Genomic DNA, 18,600 nt, shown 5'->3' with positions numbered 1-18,600 from the left:
GCAGTCATTCGCAGATGCGTCACGGACCGAGAGTGTCGTCCCATGAATTCGATCACCAAAAAGGCCGCCCGACGTTGCTGGGACCGCCTGCAATCACCTTATCCCAAAATTGGGAGCAACGGCTTCAAAAGGGATAACTCATCACCTCAATTTTGTCGATCGCGCGGCCATCGAACCGCAGCCATCGATCAGACTTCCGCCTCGTTGCACTCATTGCGACCGCCTTGGTGCTTGCGACAACCGCTCAATTCTGGCTGCCAGGATAACCACATATGGCGACGGAACTTCCTGCTTCAAAGCAATATAGAGATCGTCGATCATCCCCCAATCAAGGCCTCGATCGAGGACACCGCGTTCGGCTTGCTTGGTTCGCAGTGAACAGGCCGCACTTCGACGAATGCGATCGATGCGACCGCGCCGAGAACTCTCCCGCATTGTCGACGGTTGGGTCCGTCGGCCCTCCGATGAGGCCTCGGATGCGTCGGGCGCCGAGGCCTCGACTGATGCCGACTGGCCGCCGCCGGAAGGTCTCGCGGCTTTGATCCCCGGCGATGTAGCCACCCCTGCTGCAACAGCTCCTAGCCGGAGAACTCATTCATGACCGAATCGGCGACAGATTTAGTGGACGCGGCTTTGTTCGACCGAGATCGGCTTGACCCAGAAAGTCCCTATCAACGTTCTGGCCCTGCATGGGGTGCCATCATTTCGCTTTCCTTCGGCACCTTCGGGCTTGTGACGGCAGAGTTTCTGCCCGCCAGCGTTCTGACACCGCTCGCGCATGATCTCCGTATCACCACGGGCACGGCTGGACAGGCGCTAACAGCGACCGCAATCGTCGCGGCGATCTCGGCACCGATAATCGCCATCGTGACAAAGCGTCTGGACCGCAGGGTCGTCATCTGGGCGATGACGCTGCTGCTGATCCTGTCGAACGTTCTGGCGGAGGTTGCGGGGTCGCTGCCGGTTTTGCTGGCGGCACGCGTCGTCCTTGGCATATCGCTTGGTGGTTTTTGGTCAATTTCGGCAGCGTTGGCGATGCGGCTGGTTCCAAGTCACCTCATGCCGCGCGCCATGTCGATCATCCTCACCGGCGTTTCTGTCGCCTCCGTCTGCGCGGCTCCAATCGGCGCTTATGTCGGTGACATTTGGGGATGGCGAGCCTCGTTCAAGGTCGCCGCAATCGTGAGTGCCGTTGCGCTGCTCGTGCAACTCGTAACCATTCCGCCACTGCCTCCGATCGAAGTGCGCAGATTCCGCAGTCCGCTGGATGTCGCGAAGAATCCGGCGATGAAGGTTGCGGTGCTAGTCGTGCTATTGGTCGCTTCCGGCCATTTTGCCAGCTTCGCCTACATCCGCGCCTTTCTTGAGAGCGTTCCTGCGCTCGACAAGAAGTCGATCCCGCTCGTGTTCCTTGCTTTTGGCACGGCCGGCGTCTTCGGCAATTTAGCCGGCGCATTCCTCACCAAACACAGTCTCAAGGCGGTCGCGGCCCTGCCGCCCCTGCTCATTGCCGTAGCCGCTGTCTCGCTCCTGACGATGGGAGCATCGGCCTTGATCTCGGCAATTGCAGTTACCGTATGGGGCTTTGCTTTTGGCGCAGTCCCGGTCGGATTGCAGACCTGGATGGTGCTGCGCGTCGCTCCGGAACAGGCCGAGAGCGCTGGTGTACTGATGGTCATAGCCTTCCAAGTGCCCATCGCAGCCGGCACAGCTTTCGGTGGCCTATTGGTGGATCACACGGGTATTGCCAGTGTCTTTGTCTACAGCGCGGTTGCTACGTTCCTCGCTGTCTTGACAGTATTTTTGCTCGGCCCGAACCGCAAAACCTGACCGCCTGGTGGGGAGTGACGACGGTCGGCGGCGTTCACGCTATTGTCACCTCTGAGCTCGGCCCAAAGGCCGCGGCTTCGTCGTAACCATGCGGTCGATGGGGCAGCGCCAAATTGCTTCCTGCTCATCGCGTTGCGATAATACAGCGCGCTTATTGCGTCATCGTGTCCCCGATCTCGGCTTCAATGCCCGGCTACTGGCTGCGGAGGCAGATGGGCGCCGGCGTCCCACCGACGACGATCGGTCTTTTCTCATGTAGCTGTCGGGGAAACGAGGCAGGTTTTCCGCCAGAACCCGCCAGTCGTCGCGCTCGCGTTCGCCTTCCTTGCGCGCACCGAACAACTGGATGATAATCTTGCCGTCGGACCCATATGCTTCGAGCGAGGTGACGTGACTGTCATTGGTCGGCTTGCGCACGGCCCAAACCTCACGGATTTGGTGGGTCCTGAGATGCAGCCGGAACGTTTCGTCCAGCACATAGATGCACGGCCCGATCTGCTTGACCGACTTGATTAAGCCGGAATGGGTCTGGATAGAACCTCGGTTGCCGACGAAGCACATGATCGGCAATTCGTCTTCGGCCGCACGCTGGAGCACGGCGCCAACTGCGGCATTGTCGAGCAGCCAAGCGTAATCCTGGCCGACCATGCGCAAAGCCTGGCAGCGGCTGAGCTTGAGCGTCTTTAGAAGGTTGACGTCAGTCAGCCGGCTCCAGTGCTCGCGTAGGTCGTCCACCGTGCCGGCCCAGTCCGCAGTCCTCGCGCCCAGGTCGGCTACTCTCGCCTTAAGCGACATGGTCGGCTCCTGGTTGGCGGATACGAGCTCGGCCACCAGCTTTCGATAGGCATGAAGGTTGGAGACCGGCCTGAGATGCACCTTATGCACTGCTGCGCCGGTGGCGTCGAAGAATTGCAAACTGCGCTGGATTCCGCCGCGATGGCGCCTTTCAACAGCGAAACCATACCTCCAAGCCTGCGGGAAGACGCGAAGGTCGAATTCGTCACCAAGGACCATGGCGTGATTGTTGCCGGTTATCACTCTGTTGAAGACGCCAATCTTTTCGTGCACGGCACCTTGATTGCGGGTCAGCGCCGTCACTTCGCCCACGAATTCGAGGCCCGTCAGAAGGTGATTGACGCGCGGGTCGATGCGTGCCGCGCCGAAACCGCAATGGGCCGCGACCAGTTCCGCTTCCGAAATGGCCAATTGGGCGGCGAAATCACGCGCGGGAATGTTCGGACAGACTTCCCACGCACGCCGGATTTCGTTGGGCGACCGCTTCTTGCGCTGATCCATGTTTTTACCCCCGCCCCGTTCTTCTTTTGACGATCGATCGAAAAACGGGCCTCAGGGGTGTGCACGGCGGACGCGATCGATCGTCAGGCACATGCCAGTCGAATCCTGTCTCCGGGCGGTCAGCGGCCAATCGCCGGTAGAGAGCGATTGTTGGGTGGTCGGCGCCAATCGGCCGATCGAGCATTCGGGTACCACCGGCGGTGCTGCTTTCCCACTCAAGGCGGGTCTGATGGATCATATTGCTTTCCTTCGTTCTTCGATTGCGAGGGCAACCCAAAGGTGAATCGGCCGGCAATTTTGCCGCCGCAACGAAGGCTTCACAAAAATCGTGCCAGTTGCTCCGCGGCAAGCTCTGAACATCTTTGGCTCTGTTCATTGCTTTACGCGTGAGTGCATCGCGAACTCAGGCGCCCTTCCTGTGACGCGGACGCGACAAACCCGACAGTAAGTGTCGGTTGTCGGACGTCTCCCCAGCAATCGAGCATAAGAGACGTCGGGATGTCCTACGGTTTTTGACACGTCTTCCCTTTGGCACGGTCCATGCGAGATGATCCGCGAAAACGTCGGACCGAGGAGAAATCGAGCCATGATTACGCTCACCGACAACGCTGTTGCCGCCATCAAGGCCGCTCTTTACCGCGCCAGCGAGCCGGCGGAAGGATTTCGCATCATGGTCCATGCCGGCGGCTGCGCCGGCTTCCAATACTCAATGGGCCTGGAGAGCGTCTCACGTGAGGGCGATGCGATCATCGAGCGAGATGGGCTCAAGGTGTTCATGGATAGAGGCTCCCAACCCCATGCCGCCGGCATGACCGTGGACTTCGTCACTGGGCTCGAAACATCCGGCTTTGTTTTCGATAACCCCAATGCGCGTGAGACGTGCGGCTGCGGCAAGTCCTGCAAATGATTGCGAGGGAACAGGCTATGTTCGACTATAGCGACGCCAAGGAATACTGCGTCGAACCGGTAACCGCCGGCGCTCTGGAACCGGCCGACACGCACTGTCGGCCCGGAACAATTGCGTTCGGTGATGCGCGAAATCGCGATCATCGATCGTTGCCGTGGGCAAGCAAACAAAATTGCCCGAAACAGCTGAATTCCCGGCGGATGCCGCCACCAAAGGGCAATGTCGACAGCGACCGGTCAGCCAAGCCATCGCTCGCCCGGCCGCCCACCTTACCAGATACGATATGCGCCAGAGGTTCAATGGCCCGCCTACCCTTGAATCATTTCAGCAGTTGAAGGATCACTCCCAATGAGCCCTGTCTATCTCGACAACAACGCAACGACGCGGGTTGATCCTGCAGTCGTTGGAGCGATGTTGCCTTTCTTTACGGAGCAATTTGGCAATCATTCGTCCATGCACGCCTATGGCGCATCGGTTGCTGAAGCCGTGAGAAAGGCGAGGCAACAGTTGCAAGCCCTCATCGGCGCGGGATTCGAGGACGAGATCATCTTCACCTCGGGCGGGACTGAAAGCGACAGTACAGCCATCCTTTCGGCGCTGGAGGTGATGCCCGACCGAACGGAAATAGTGACTTCCGCGGTTGAACATCCGGCCGTTCTGAAGTTGTGCGCGCACCTTGAAAAGACGCGCGGCGTCAAGGTGCACATTATCCCAGTCGATCACCACGGCCGGCTCGACCTGGACGCCTACAGAACCGCCCTCACCCCACAAGTGGCAATCGTCTCGATAATGTGGGCGAACAATGAGACCGGTACGATCTTTCCCGTGGTTAAGCTTGCCGATCTAGCCAGGGAAGTCGGCGCGCTTTTCCACACTGATGCAGTGCAGGCGGTCGGAAGGCTTCCGATTGAGCTGAAATCGACCGCGATCGACATGCTGTCGCTCTCCGCCCACAAGCTGCATGGTCCAAAGGGGATAGGCGCGCTTTATGTAAGACGTGGCGTGCGCTTCTCCTCCATGATCAAGGGTGGGCACCAAGAGCGCGACCGGCGTGCAGGCACTGAAAACACACCCGGCATAGTCGGACTGGGCATGGCGGCCGAACTCGCCTTGAAATTCATGGACGAGACAAAACGAATAAAATGGTTGCGCGACCGCCTTGAGAACGGGATCATCCAGCGCATCCCAAACACATCCATCAACGGCGATCCGCAAGAGCGATTGCCAAACACTGCAAACATTGGATTCGAAGGTATCGAAGGCGATGCAATCCCAATTGTCTTGAGCCGGCTGGGAATCGCCTGTTCCGCCGGGTCCGCCTGTGCCTCTGGCTCACTGGAACCGAGCCATGTTCTGATCGCTATGAACGCGGCATGTGGGGCAGTCCGCTTCTCCTTGTCGCGTGACAACGGCGAAGATGACGTAGACCGCGTGCTTGAGGTCCTGCCTGCGATCACCGAGAAGCTACGGGCCGTTCCCAGTGCTGGACTGTGCGGGCGAGGTGCAGAACAGCTTCATTCCGGCCCGGGTCCGAGCGGCACAATAGCCGACGAGCCGTGAGGTCTTCCTCAACGTGACGACCCTGCGCAATGGAGAGCGGTCAAACCCGGGGTCGCCTTCACCACTTCAGAAAAGCTTGAGATCGCCAAGTCTCTTGCCCAGCCGCCGTGCCAGAGGTCGGCACGCCGTCAGCAATGTCACCAACGCATCGACACCACAATTTCGTGCCGGGAGAATACAATGAACTGCTCCGCTGACAGCCGCCCGATCGATCCCACCGATATCCTGGCGCGACTGAAGGGGCTGTCGGCTGCGGAGGACTTCTTCGCCTGCCTTGGCGTCTCCTACGACCCGAAAGTGATGAATGTCTCGCGGCTCCATATCATGAAGCGCGTGGGCCAATACCTTGCCGAAGAAGATTTCTCCGGTCTGCCTGACCAGGTAATCGCCGCGCGGGTACGCGCCAAGCTGGAACGCGCCTACGAAGATTTCGCGACTTCCTCGCCGCTCACGCAACGTGTGTTCAAGGTGCTAAGGGACCACGATCCAAACATATGTGCCGCACCTGGCCGCGCCTTCGTCCCTCTCGACTCTGCACTGAAGCGGTTCGGAAAGTAATGAGCCCGACACGGCTGCGGCGCGACAATGTCGAGAAGTCGACAAATCCAGTCCTCATGACGCCTCCTCGGAAGCAAACGAAGCCACCTTCTGGAATAGAGGCAGGAAGAAGACTTGGCATGAACGATGCAGGCATGAGGTGAACCGCCAAGCACGCATCCGGACTGGGAGCTTAGAGAAATCGCCAATGCACATCGTAATCTGCATCAAGCAGGTGCCGGATTCGGCACAGATCCGCGTCCACCCGGTGACGAACACGATCATGCGTCAGGGTGTGCCGACCATCATCAATCCCTACGACCTGTTCGCCCTCGAAGAAGCGCTCAAACTGCGCGACGTTCATGGTGGCGAGGTTACTGTGCTCACAATGGGTCCGCCCATGGCGGAGGACTCGCTGCGAAAGGCGCTCGGTTACGGTGCTGACCGAGCAGTTCTCTTGACGGACCGCTATTTTGCCGGATCCGATACGCTGGCGACCTCCTTTGCTCTTTCGCAAGCAATCGCAAAAATTGGGGAGACTTTCGGCAGGCCGGACATCGTCTTCACCGGCAAGCAGACGATTGACGGCGATACCGCCCAGGTCGGACCCGGCATAGCCAAGCGCCTGGATCTATCGCAACTTACCTATGTCGCGAAGATTGCCTCCATCGATCTCAAAACGCGCGAGATCGAAGTCGCGCGTCGCGCCGAAGGCGGCACCCAGTTGCTGAAGAGCAGACTCCCTTGCCTCATTACCATGCTGGAAGACACCAACGAAATCCGCCGGGGCTCGCTCCAGCAGGCTCTTTGCGCGGCGCGCAGCCAAGTCGTGAAGTGGACTGCAGCCGACGCCGGCATTGATGATCTCACCCGGTGCGGTCTGCGTGGCTCGCCGACAGTCGTCAAGCGTGTTTTCGCCCCCACCGCACGGGCAGAAAGCGCGGCGCAGATCGACACCGCGGAAAAGTGCTTGCAGGACATCGCCGATGAACTCATCGCCAATATCTTAACCCGCCGGCCGGCGCTGGAACATGAGTTGGCCTTCAACAGCGGCACGTGACGGCCAGGAGCAGAAAATGTCGACCGCAAGCCAAGCTACCCCTCGCCTCGCCCCCGGCCGTTCCGGTGTAAAGAAAGAACTTCCCGACCGTTTCAAAGACTACCGGCACGTGTGGGTCTTCCTCGAGCTCGAACGCGGCAATGTGCATCCTGTATCATTCGAACTGCTGGGTGAAGGCCGCAAATTAGCCGACAAGCTTGAAGTCCAGCTCGCGGGCGTCGTGCTGGGACCGCCGGGCGAGATGGTCGAGGACGCTGTTGCCGAGGCCTTCGCTTACGGGGCGGATCTTGTCTACATCGTCGATGCGCCGCCGCTCGCCGACTACCGGAACGAGCCGTTCGCCAAGGCGCTCACGGATCTGGTCAATACCCATAAACCCGAAATCCTCCTTCTCGGCGCGACCACACTGGGCAGGGATCTTGCGGGCTCGGTAGCGACGACCCTGCAGACGGGGCTCACGGCCGACTGCACAGAACTTGATGTAGATTCCGACGGTTCACTCGCCGCGACCCGTCCGACTTTTGGTGGCTCGTTGTTGTGTACGATCTATACACTAAACTACCGGCCGCAAATGGCGACGGTGCGACCAAGGGTCATGCCTATGCCGCAGCGGGTGGATAAGCCGGTCGGGCGTGTCATGCGGCACAAGCTGTCGCTCGTTGAGGACGATATCGTCACCAAAGTCCTCGGCTTCCTGCCGGATAACCAGTCGGCAATGGCAAATCTTGCCTATGCGGATGTCGTGGTTGCGGGAGGCCTCGGTCTCGGCGCGGCGGAGAACCTTCAGCTTGTGAAGAAACTTGCCCGAGCGATCGGCGCCGAGCATGGCTGTTCGCGCCCCTTGGTCCAGAAGGGCTGGATGCCGGCTGATCGGCAGATTGGCCAAACTGGCAAGACCATTCGACCGAAGCTTTACATCGCGGCCGGAATTTCCGGCGCCATCCAGCACCGAGTTGGGGTCGAGGGGGCCGATCTCATCGTCGCGATCAACACCGATCCGAACGCGCCGATTTTCGAGTTCGCCCACCTCGGGATCGTCACGGATGCAATCCGCTTCCTGCCCGCACTGACGGAAGCCTTCACCCGGCGGCTGTCGCCGCACAGTCGAGACAAGCTTGCGAGTTGAGGGAGAGGACATGATTGAACAATTCGATGCCATTGTGGTCGGAGCCGGCATGTCCGGAAACGCAGCTGCTTACACTTTGGCAAGCCAGGGGCTGAAGGTACTGCAGTTGGAGCGCGGGGAATATCCGGGCTCTAAGAACGTCCAGGGTGCCATAATGTACGCGAACATGCTGGAGAAGATCATCCCGGACTTCCGGGATGATGCGCCCCTCGAGCGGCACCTGGTCGAACAGCGACTTTGGGTGATGGACGACACGTCTCACACCGGAATTCATTACCGGTCGGACGACTTCAATGAGGCGAAACCCAACCGCTACACGATCATCCGCGCCCAGTTCGACAAATGGTTTTCCCGCAAGGTGCGCGAGGCTGGCGCGACGGTCCTGTGTGAGACGACCGCGACGGAACTCGTCCGTGATGGCAATGGCAAGGTGATCGGCGTCCGCACAGACCGGGCTGGCGGAGTGGTCTTCGCGAATGTGGTCGTTCTCGCAGAAGGGGTGTCGGGATTGCTTGGCACTCGCGCAGGCCTGCGCGAGATGCCGAAGCCGGAGACCGTGGCGCTTGCCGTCAAGGAAATGCATTTCTTGCCCGAAGAGGTCATTGGCCAGCGGTTCGGTGTCAAGGGCGATGAAGGCTGCGTAATCGAGGCCGTGGGCACGATCTCTCGCAGCATGGCCGGGCTCGGCTTCCTTTACACCAACAAGGAGTCGATTTCACTCGGCATCGGCTGCCTGGTCTCGGATTTCGCCGCGACGATGGAGAGCCCGTCCGCCCTCCTAGATGCGATGAAAAACCATCCTTCGATCCGGCCGCTGATCGCTGGCTCGGAGGTGAAAGAATATGCCGCCCATCTTATCCCCGAAGGTGGTTACAGGGCCATTCCGCAGCTCTTCGGCGACGGTTGGGTCATCGTCGGCGACGCAGCGCAACTGAACAATGCCATTCACCGTGAGGGTTCGAACCTTGCCATGACCTCGGGTCGTGTCGCGGCTGAGGCGATCATCAAAGTCAAAAGCCGCAACGGTCCTATGACCAAAGCGAACCTTGCGCTCTACAAGACGATGCTGGATGACTCCTTTGTGATCAAGGATCTTAAGAAATACAAGGACATGCCAGCCTTACTCCACACCAATTCCAGCAACTTTTTTGACAGCTATCCGCGGTTGATGTCGCATGCCGCTCAGAACTTCATGCGTGTCGACGGCACGCCGAAGATCGAGAAGGAAAAGAACACCACGGCCGCCTTCATCAACGCGCGCTCGCGCTGGGGGTTGGTCAGCGACGCGGTCCGCCTGGCATTGGCATGGCGCTGAAGAGGGTACAAGATGACGATCGCAGTGACGAAGGTTCGTGTCGAGGACAAGCTTTACCAGAACCGCTATCTGGTCGATTCCGGCCGCCCCCATATTATAGTGCGACCGCACGACAAGCCAAGCGCGAACTTGCTTGCGTTGACCTACGTCTGTCCAGCGAAATGCTATGAGTTGAATGACAAGGGTCAAGTCGAGATCACCGCCGACGGCTGCATGGAATGCGGCACCTGCCGGATATTGTGCGAGAAAGGCGGCGACATCGAGTGGAACTATCCGCGCGGCGGCTTTGGTGTCCTGTTCAAGTTCGGATGATCAGCCGGGACCGTGCCAAGAGCATGCCGGCAGCGAGCAACTGCGGCACACCATGAGCCTCTCCATCCACTTGCAAAGAGCTAGTGAATATTGGCCTTTCGCAATTCAAATTTCCTCGACTCGTTAGCGGTGTCCTCAGGCCACGGCGGTGCCCTGTGCGCCGGACTTACCACCGGTCACGTGGTCGAGCCCCTTTGGGACAACGTCCGGCCATCGTGCCGGATGGCAGCCACAACGGCCGGTGAGCAAGTGGAACGGCACAACCCATGACAAAGACGTATGTGCTAGTGCATGGTGCCTGGCATGGCGGATGGTGTTGGCGGGACGTGGCCGCCAATCTTCGCAAGATGGGATACCACGTGACCACGCCGACCCAGACAGGTGTCGGCGAACGCGCACATTTGCTGTGCAAGGACATCACGCCCGACACATTCGTGACCGACATCGTCAACCACATTGTGACGGAAGAGCTGAGCGATGTGATCCTTGTCGGTCACAGTCTAGGCGGCATCAGCATCACCGGCGCCGCCGACCGGATACCCGACCATATCAGCCATCTCGTTTATCTCGACGGCGCCATCGTCGAGAGCGGTCAAAGTGTATTCAGCACCATGCCCCCCGACATCGTCGCCGCCCGTCGAAAATTGGTTGCGGAGGAAGGACGGGGTATCTTCATGCCGACTCCGCCGCCAACAGCATTCGGCATTCCCGAGGGACACTCGCTCACGGACTGGGTGCGGCGCCGGATAACACCGCATCCGGCAGGCACCTACGAAAGCGGACTTAAGCTCGAGCACCCGCTCGGCAACGGCAGGCCCCGAACCTATGTCGTCTGCACTAATCCACTCCACCCGCCGATGGCGGGAGCGCGAGAATGGGTCGCGAAGCAGGATGGCTGGGCGTGGCAGGAACTCGCCACTGGCCACGACGCAATGATCCTCGCACCGACGGAAGTTGCTCTCCTTCTTAGCGCTGTCGGCTGAGGAACCAAGTAAAGGGTGAGCGGCGGCCGATTCTCAGGCCGCGGCCTTGAGTTCTGGTGCACGGATGTAGGCCCAACGGGTCGTTCCGGTGGCGCCACCGAAACCACCACCGGAACAAAGGCGGGAGTGGCCTGTCCTGCCGACGTCGCAAGCTTGCGAGCGTTCCGCCGCGGCCGCAGCCCGTAGCGCCGGGCAACCTCCGAGATCACCACGTTCGGCCCCAGGGTCTCGGCGATGACTCCGTCCCTTGTCGTCCATCGACCAATGCCTGCCGACTAACAGCGCCGTTGATCACCTTGAAACGCGAGGCTGCCGCTCAGGGTCAATCGTAAAGTTCAAGTTCAGACACAAGCCGATCTCCGATCCACCTCAGAATCGGCAGGCCCACAGATCGCGGGCACTCCTGGAAGGACACAGCGCTTACTTTTGAAATATGGAGAACCATGGCTTTACGCCGTCGGCAGTTGAGCTGATCTCGCAATGCTATTTCCGCGGCAACGTCCGCGAGCTGGAGAACTAGCGTGTAAAGAACAGCCACACTTGCGCGTTCTCCTCTGGAAGGAACCAATCTTTCGGAACGTGGCAATGGCATCGACGAGCTCTCACGGCCCAGCACGAAGCCGGTTAGGCGCATCGGCGCCCCTGAACACGAGATAGCCGGTTGCGATTCTAACGATACGGCCGGACCGGCGCTGGGACCGCGACGGACGGAGCGTGACCGGCTGATCGACACAATGGAGAAGGCCGGCTGGGTTCAGGCTAATGCGGCTCGAATTCTCCGCCTCACGCCGCGACAAGTCGGCTAGGCGATACGCCGGCATAGTATCGAGGTGAAGGAAATTCTAAGAGCCTGATGAGCCAATCGTCAGGCCAGTGGTCTTGCGCGCCCTCTGCGCGACAAGGAGTGCTTTGTGCTTCTGAACGGATTTGGACTTGCACTGTCGCAAGCAGGACAAAATTGTGTCGCGCCGGCCTCACACAATCCGACATCGACCCAAATAGTGAACTGAAGCCGCTTTTTTAAGTTGGTATGGCTCTTGCATCTTGAACCGCGACGTTACCAGCAACGGAGCCGTTTGATGTCCTCACCGACAGTTTCGATTGAGGGGCCGACCAGCACGACATCCGAGGGTTTTCTGGCAGCCGCGAAATCCGGTGGCTGCGCACCGTCCTCCTACGGCTCGTCGCCGACCAGCCCGGGCGATGTGGATCCGGCTATTTGGGACAAGATCAAGGATCACCCCTGCTTTTCGGAGGAAGCGCATCACTATTTCGCGCGTATGCATGTGGCGGTCGCGCCGGCTTGCAATGTCCAGTGCAACTACTGCAATCGCAAATACGATTGCGCCAACGAGAGCCGGCCTGGCGTTGTGTCTGAGAAGCTGACGCCCGACCAAGCGCTACGCAAGGTCATCGCGGTTGCCAACGAAGTTCCGCAGCTTTCGGTTCTTGGCATCGCTGGGCCGGGGGATGCCTGTTACGATTGGGAGAAAACGAAGGCAACGTTCGACCGCGTCATCAGGGAAATTCCCGACATAAAGCTGTGTGTCTCCACCAACGGGCTCGTGCTGCCGGACCATGTCGCCGAGCTTGCCGAAATGAATGTTGATCACGTGACGATCACCATCAACATGGTCGACCCGGAAGTCGGCGCAAAGATCTATCCTTGGATCTTTTATGAAAATCGCCGCTACTTCGGCATCGAAGCGGCTCGAATCTTGCACGCGCGGCAGATGCTGGGCCTGGAGATGCTGAGCGCGCGCGGCATCCTCACCAAAATCAACTCGGTGATGATTCCTGGAGTGAACGACCAGCACCTGTTTGAGGTGAACAAAATGGTGAAGGAGCGGGGCGCGTTCCTGCACAACGTGATGCCTCTGATTTCGGACCCGGCGCACGGCACCCACTACGGACTCATCGGGCAGCGCGGCCCAACGGCAATGGAGATGATGGCTCTTCAGGATCGACTTGAAGGTGGCGCCAAGTTGATGCGCCACTGCCGGCAGTGCCGGGCAGATGCTGTCGGCCTGCTCGGTGAAGATCGTGGCCAGGAATTCACGCTGGACGGGATTCCCGACGGTGTCACCTACGAGGCTGGCAAGCGTCAGGCCTATCGGCAGGTGGTCGCACACGAGCGCCGTGATCATGAGGCGGCGAGGAGCGAAGCCATCGGTATGGTCAAGGCAACAGACTCCGAAAAGTCGCTTCTGGTTGCGGTGGCCACTAAGGGAGGTGGACGCGTCAACGAACACTTCGGCCACGCGAAGGAATTCCAAGTTTATGAAGTCTCGCCTAGAGGGATCAGCTTGGTCGGGCATCGGAAGGTCGAGCGGTATTGCCTCGGAGGCGGGGGCGAAGACGCCATCCTCGAGGGCGTCATCGCTGCGCTGGAAGGCATACACATAGTGCTATGCGCCAAGATCGGAAATCGCCCGAAGGAACAACTCTCGCGAGCTGGACTGCGCGCAACCGACGCCTATGCCCATGACTATATCGAGACCGCAGTCAGCGCACTTTACGCGGCCGAGTTTGGGATCAGACCACTAGCGGCGACGGCCTGAGCCGTCTCGTCCGATAACCAGGAGTTAGAATGGCTTTCAAGATCATCGCATCCCAATGTACCCAATGCGGGGCCTGCGAGTTCGAATGTCCCTCGGAAGCGATCAATTTCAAGGGCGACGCCTATGTGATCGATCCAAACAAGTGCACCGAATGCAAGGAGGCCTTCGATACGCAGCAATGCGTGTCGGTCTGTCCGGTACCGAAAACCTGCGTTCCCGCTTGATTCCTACCGAAGGTCGGGTTCGCCGCACGAGGACGCCTGCAAACCGCGACCACACCAAAAGCCTCGAGAAAGGAATGGACAGCATGTGGTCCAGACGCGAACAGGAGGTCGAAATCGGCAGACCGCCACGGTTCATGCAGGGTGAGCGGGTCCGTGCGACACGCCACATAAAAAACGACGGAACCTATCCCGGCAAGGAGATCGGCGAAAACCTCGTGCGGAAGGGCGACGAAGGCTACGTGCGCGACATTGGAACCTTTCTCCAGCAATTCTTCATCTATGCGGTCGAATGGATCGATCGTGGCACGGTCGTCGGCATGCGAGCGCGCGAACTCATTAGCCTCGACAAAGTCGAGGTTCCCTGCGGAGCTGAAGGCATTTCCAACGGAGGAACAGCCGGATGAAAGTAATGATTCGCAGGACCGCTACTGGCTTGTCGGCTTATGTCCCCAAGAAGGATCTCGAAGAGCCGATCACCGAGATTGAGAACGCAGACTTATGGGGCGGGACCGTGACGCTCAGGAACGGTTGGCGGCTCATGCTGCCCGACCTTCCGCGCGATACGCGTTTGCCGATCACCGTCGAGGCGATGAAGATTTCCGACGGGGCCTGATGCCGGTGGGTTCAGTGGCGGAGAGGAAACGCGTATGAACACGATGCTGAGCTGGGACCATCTCGTCGTCGTCCGGGGCAGTTTTGCCAAAAAGCTGATTGACCTGCTGAAGGGCGCTCTCAAGGCCGATCGAGTGATCCCCTATCTCGGTCCTGGTCTTCTGCAGCTTAACGCGCCGGAATCACCTGTACCTTGCACCCCTGAAGATGTCGCCGCGGCGCTCAACAAGCGGGCGCCTGCCCCTTCCAGGATTCGCACCAATATGTGGTCGGTCGCGCAGTTTATCGAGCAGCGCCGACATCGTCGGACTCTTCAAGCGTGGATGGCGGAGATATTCGCAGCCCCCGCCGAGCCGACCGTTCTTCACGCCTGGCTCGCAACCCTTCAACTGTCTGTCATCATCGATAGCTGGTACGATGGCGCCATGCGAGCAGCCCTTGCAGAGGCCGGCCAAACAGACGTTGTCGAGATACAAGGAACGACGCGCGCGACCGGAATCGGTAACATCTGGACGAGAACTTACGATTTGTCAGGAACAGAACTCGACGCCGAACAAGTGGCTAGGACGGTGCTCTATGCGCCGCACGGCAGCGTCAGGCCGGCCGCAAACTTCCTCGTGGCTGATTCCGATTACGTCGAAGTCCTAACCGAAATTGATATCCAGACGCCGATCCCGGACGTGGTGAAGCAACGGCGCGTCAACCGGGGTTTTTTCTTCGTGGGCTGCCGCTTCAACGATCAGATGCTGCGCACATATGCCAGACAGATGATGAAGCGCTCCACTGGCCCACACTTTGCGGTGATCGATTCGGCTACGCTGACCAGAAACGAACGTCGTTTCCTTGCCGAAGGCGCGATCACGGTCATCGACATGCCGATCCGCAACGCCGCGGCTCGCCTCGTCGGGGTCGATGCTAGCCAGGATTAATGGCCGGCGATTGCTGGTGAGTCGCTTGCCTCCAAGGGCGAAAACTCAGTTGGGAATACATTCGTGAGCAGTAATGCTACTGGCAGCACAACGAAGGCTCTGAATTCGTTGGGCCATGTCAAAGGGCCCGCTGCTGCGGGACGTGAGCACGTTGCGGCGGCATTACGCACATGATTTTGTGACACCCGTGGCAAAAGAACTGAAGCGCCCGAGCCGAACCGCGACAAGATATGCAGCGCTCAATGGCTTCGGCAGAAATTTGGCACAGTTTCGACAGTTCGCATGCACCTCCAGGGTCAAGGAGGTTGATTATGCCTGTTTATGTGGGTTGGCGACGCGAGCAGGAATTCCCACTACCTTTGCCCCGGCGGGAACATCTCGTGTGACCACGCTGCCAGCGCCTACGACCGCATTATCGCCAATCGTGACGCCAGGCAGAATGATTGCTCCACCGCCGATCCAGACACGGCTGCCAATGCGAACAGGACGCCCGACCTGCAGGCCGGCCTGCCGCTGCTCGGCATCATGTGGATGATCGGCGGTATAAATCTGCACGGCAGGCCCAATTGCCGTTCCTTGCCCGATTTTGACCTCTACCACGTCAAGAATAACGCAGTTGAAGTTGATGTAGGCATTGGCGCCAATGCGGATATTGAATCCGTAGTCGCAAAAAAAGGGCGGACGGATGACCGTTCCGCGCCCAACCTCTCCCAGCCGCTCGGACAAAAGCTCATGCCAATGCCCCGTGGTCTGCCCCAGCGTATCATTGTACCGCTTGAGCCAAGCCCCGGTGGCCAACAGGTCAGCTTGGATCTCCGGATCCGCCGCATTGTAAAACTCGCCTGCGAGCATCTTTTCTTTTTGGCTACGCATCATAGTCTCCCGTCAGGTCGTGTCCCGTGCAGTGATGCAGGAACGCACATCAAACTGGCCTCGGCAACTTTGTAACTCGGTCTTGCCGGGCGCGCGGTCACGAGCCGGGGCGACAGTTTCGTCTCGACCAACTTCTGCGAAGTTGGAAATATCGCAGATCAACCGGTCGCAGGGGCCAATACCTGACGAAGTCGGCAACTGTCCAGCGGTCGAACTCACTTTCATGCCCATCTCAGATTGGCGCGATATCGAGCGGTAAGCGATCAGCTTATGTATCGACCAGGTCCCGCCAGCGGACATCTGTGCGTCGCCTCTACGCATGCTGGCGTGTCACCAATGATACATCGATTATTTCTGGATTTCAGGCACGTCGAATTGATTTGCCCTTGCGGTGTAGAGCGAAGTTACTAGCCATAGGATTACTCCTTTTTAGTTTGTCAGTCGCAGAGCCCCAGTACGACTGGTGGTAGAAAGCACACGGCCGGAATCTTGGCAGCGCTGTTCACACCCACTTCGTAAGCCTGGCCGATGGGCTCGGCGCCAGAGCACCAATGCTTGACCTGCTCCAGCTCTTGCTCGGCGGGTTGTTTCAGAGACGCTTGATCTCGATACCGCGTTTTCTCAGCACGTAGCCGATCTGGCGCGGGGTCAAACCGAGCAGGCGCGCCGCCTTTGCCTGCACCCAGCCACACTTTTCCATGGCAGCAATGACCGTATCGGCATCGGGCACCCTACCACGAGTCGTGGCAGGGCCTATCGGCGCTTGCCCGTCGCCGACGGGCGGGGCGGCACAGGCGGCGGAAGGCTCGATCGTAGTCGACTTCTCTGACGTCGGCGGTCCGTTCTTCCACAGCGCCGCGGCCAAGCACTGATCCGCGTAACAGGCAAAGTCAGTTCTGAGGATTGATGGACCCGTCGCCAGAACTGCCGTCCGTTGAACGCAGTTTTCGAGCTCTCGGATGTTACCTGGAAATTCGCAGTTCATTAGCACCTCAATCGCTTCGGGAGCGAAGGTCAGCGTGTGATCATTCTCAGTATTGAAATTCTTGAGAAACTGAGCGGCCAAGAGCGGAATATCACCTCGCCTTTCGCGCAATGCCGGCACGCGTAAAGTGACGACGTTGATGCGATAATAGAGGTCTTGCCGGAACTCCTTGCGTTGAACTGCCGTTTCCAAGTCCCTGTTCGTTGCGGCAATCACGCGAACATCAACTTTAATGGTGTGGTTGCTGCCGACGCGCTCAAACTCCTGCTCCTGCAGGACACGCAGCAGCTTAGCCTGGAACGAACCTGATATTTCGCCAATCTCGTCCAGAAACAATGTGCCTTTGTCGGCAGCCTCAAAGCGCCCCTTGCGCAAACTGCTCGCGTCGGTGAAGGCACCCTTCTCATGACCGAACAAGTCAGATTCCAGAAGCGTCTCGGTGAGCGCCGCGCAATTGACCTTGATGAAGGGCTGCTTGGCGCGAGGCGAGAGCTCGTGAATGGCTTTGGCAACCAGCTCCTTGCCGGTTCCGGATTCACCTCGCAACAGGACCGTAGTCTTCGCCTTGGCCACCTTGACAAGGTGCTCACGCAGCTTGCGCAGCGCCTGACTATCGCCAAGCATCTCCTTGCTGATCTTTTTACGTTCCATTTGGCAGCCCATCCCACTCCGCCACCCGCCGGTAGAACTGCACTGGACGGTGAGCTGTGTTGTATTTCGTCATCATCATTCTCGATCTCACCTTTGTTGCTTCGAAATTTCCGGCGCGCGGACGCCCTCGGCAAATGGCAATGGCGCCTGAGCATCGTTGCCTTTCACCAGGACGAGCGTCTTCTCCTCCGCGCGGGCGCTCGCAATATGCCGTTTGCGCAGGCCTTTACTCGACCGGTCGCCGTTCTGTCCGGCTTCTGCCGCACCGCAGCCTGCAAACCCATCGTTGACGCAAGAGAGGGAGGGGTCAATCGAGCTCTCCTTGCATTTGTGCAAGGAAAATTGTCAGTTTGATAGAATTCTATCAAAACGGCAGAAACGCCCCGCCCCCAATTTGGCTGTACCTGCGGCGTTCAGCGTACGTGACGACATGTGCGGACTTGTCCCAATTGCCATCCGAGTTGTGCGGAACAGTAGCCGCTGCGCTGTTCGCTTCAACCGCGTGATGCCGCTGACAGTAGAGGCGGCGGCTCGTCGAGCGAGGCTTCATTGTTCGGCTACTAAACCGGCTGTCCTTTGGTGGGAGTTGGTTTCGCCCAAGTTCTGGGCCTGGGGGGCGTCGGCCCGTTTCGCGGCACAGGCTCCTTCCACATCGTCGAGGCCGAGAAAGAGGGGCCACACAGCTCCCCCTGTATCACAATGCCCCGCCCCTCAAGCAGCTAGATACGACAGGTGACCTCAAATGAGGCGTCTTGCATGGCTTCTACACCTGCCTGAATGCCAGAACTGCGTTCGTGCCGCCCATGGCGAAGGCGTTGCTCATGGCGACGCGCACCTTG

16 protein-coding genes and 3 pseudogenes are annotated in these 18,600 nt (G+C 59.2%); 16 read left to right on the top strand and 3 right to left on the bottom strand.

Annotated features, from left to right (window positions below; all coding sequences use genetic code 11):
- The first annotated feature begins 597 nt into the window (after window positions 1-597).
- Window positions 598-1,830 carry an MFS transporter gene (locus EN859_RS29045; protein WP_029356567.1) on the top strand — a complete coding sequence of 411 codons (1,233 nt, stop codon included), beginning with the start codon at window positions 598-600 and terminating at the stop codon, window positions 1,828-1,830.
- 264 nt (window positions 1,831-2,094) lie between these two features.
- Here EN859_RS29045 and EN859_RS29040 read toward each other — a convergent pair.
- Window positions 2,095-3,126: pseudogene (locus EN859_RS29040) on the bottom strand (hemin-degrading factor); the annotation flags it as partial.
- A gap of 586 nt (window positions 3,127-3,712) precedes the next feature.
- On the opposite strand from EN859_RS29040, the gene EN859_RS29035 reads away from it, so the two are divergent.
- The 15 genes and pseudogenes from EN859_RS29035 to EN859_RS28965 all read left to right on the top strand — a co-directional run bounded on the left by EN859_RS29035 (window position 3,713) and on the right by EN859_RS28965 (window position 15,252).
- Complete coding sequence (locus EN859_RS29035) at window positions 3,713-4,033, top strand: iron-sulfur cluster assembly accessory protein (protein WP_029356570.1); 321 nt, start codon at window positions 3,713-3,715, stop codon at window positions 4,031-4,033.
- A 17-nt stretch (window positions 4,034-4,050) separates the two neighbouring features.
- Entirely contained in the window at window positions 4,051-4,368 is a 318-nt protein-coding gene (locus EN859_RS29030) for a hypothetical protein (protein ID WP_126038026.1), read from the top strand.
- A 13-nt stretch (window positions 4,369-4,381) separates the two neighbouring features.
- Entirely contained in the window at window positions 4,382-5,593 is a 1,212-nt protein-coding gene (nifS, locus tag EN859_RS29025; RefSeq protein ID WP_029356572.1) for a cysteine desulfurase NifS, read from the top strand.
- Between the two features lie 180 nt (window positions 5,594-5,773).
- Window positions 5,774-6,151, top strand: coding sequence for a nitrogenase stabilizing/protective protein NifW (gene nifW, locus EN859_RS29020; RefSeq protein ID WP_029356574.1), 378 nt, complete (start codon window positions 5,774-5,776; stop codon window positions 6,149-6,151).
- A 187-nt stretch (window positions 6,152-6,338) separates the two neighbouring features.
- On the top strand, window positions 6,339-7,190 hold the full coding sequence (locus tag EN859_RS29015; protein WP_029356576.1) for an electron transfer flavoprotein subunit beta/FixA family protein: 852 nt from the start codon (window positions 6,339-6,341) through the stop codon (window positions 7,188-7,190).
- A gap of 16 nt (window positions 7,191-7,206) precedes the next feature.
- Entirely contained in the window at window positions 7,207-8,316 is a 1,110-nt protein-coding gene (locus tag EN859_RS29010; protein WP_029356578.1) for an electron transfer flavoprotein subunit alpha/FixB family protein, read from the top strand.
- Window positions 8,317-8,326: 10 nt separating this feature from the next.
- Window positions 8,327-9,631, top strand: coding sequence for an FAD-binding protein (locus tag EN859_RS29005; RefSeq protein WP_024505236.1), 1,305 nt, complete (start codon window positions 8,327-8,329; stop codon window positions 9,629-9,631).
- Between the two features lie 12 nt (window positions 9,632-9,643).
- Window positions 9,644-9,943: a ferredoxin family protein gene (locus EN859_RS29000; RefSeq protein ID WP_024505235.1), complete on the top strand. Its 300-nt coding sequence runs from the start codon at window positions 9,644-9,646 to the stop codon at window positions 9,941-9,943.
- A 266-nt stretch (window positions 9,944-10,209) separates the two neighbouring features.
- On the top strand, window positions 10,210-10,926 hold the full coding sequence (locus tag EN859_RS28995) for an alpha/beta fold hydrolase (RefSeq protein WP_126038023.1): 717 nt from the start codon (window positions 10,210-10,212) through the stop codon (window positions 10,924-10,926).
- Between the two features lie 448 nt (window positions 10,927-11,374).
- Window positions 11,375-11,732: pseudogene (locus EN859_RS28990) on the top strand (helix-turn-helix domain-containing protein); the annotation flags it as partial.
- 273 nt (window positions 11,733-12,005) lie between these two features.
- Window positions 12,006-13,487 carry a nitrogenase cofactor biosynthesis protein NifB gene (nifB, locus tag EN859_RS28985; RefSeq protein ID WP_126038020.1) on the top strand — a complete coding sequence of 494 codons (1,482 nt, stop codon included), beginning with the start codon at window positions 12,006-12,008 and terminating at the stop codon, window positions 13,485-13,487.
- A 29-nt stretch (window positions 13,488-13,516) separates the two neighbouring features.
- Window positions 13,517-13,711, top strand: coding sequence for a 4Fe-4S binding protein (locus EN859_RS28980; RefSeq protein WP_029356587.1), 195 nt, complete (start codon window positions 13,517-13,519; stop codon window positions 13,709-13,711).
- 83 nt (window positions 13,712-13,794) lie between these two features.
- On the top strand, window positions 13,795-14,115 hold the full coding sequence (locus EN859_RS28975; RefSeq protein WP_029356589.1) for a nitrogen fixation protein NifZ: 321 nt from the start codon (window positions 13,795-13,797) through the stop codon (window positions 14,113-14,115).
- Window positions 14,112-14,324 carry a putative nitrogen fixation protein NifT gene (gene nifT, locus EN859_RS28970; RefSeq protein ID WP_024505230.1) on the top strand — a complete coding sequence of 71 codons (213 nt, stop codon included), beginning with the start codon at window positions 14,112-14,114 and terminating at the stop codon, window positions 14,322-14,324. Before EN859_RS28975 ends, nifT begins: the two co-directional genes overlap by 4 nt.
- A gap of 34 nt (window positions 14,325-14,358) precedes the next feature.
- Window positions 14,359-15,252 (top strand): SIR2 family protein, encoded by an 894-nt coding sequence (locus tag EN859_RS28965; protein ID WP_029356592.1) that lies wholly within the window; start codon window positions 14,359-14,361, stop codon window positions 15,250-15,252.
- Window positions 15,253-15,561: 309 nt separating this feature from the next.
- Here the strand turns inward: EN859_RS28965 and EN859_RS28960 are convergent, their stop codons facing one another.
- Entirely contained in the window at window positions 15,562-16,128 is a 567-nt protein-coding gene (locus tag EN859_RS28960; protein WP_095484269.1) for a sugar O-acetyltransferase, read from the bottom strand.
- A gap of 586 nt (window positions 16,129-16,714) precedes the next feature.
- A pseudogene (gene nifA / locus EN859_RS28955) lies at window positions 16,715-17,758 on the bottom strand (nif-specific transcriptional activator NifA); the annotation flags it as partial.
- Between the last annotated feature and the right edge of the window lie 842 nt (window positions 17,759-18,600).

Origin of the sequence: Mesorhizobium sp. M00.F.Ca.ET.216.01.1.1 (assembly GCF_004010325.2) — a bacterium.
Lineage (GTDB): Bacteria > Pseudomonadota > Alphaproteobacteria > Rhizobiales > Rhizobiaceae > Mesorhizobium.
This window is presented reverse-complemented; position numbering and strand designations above follow the sequence as displayed.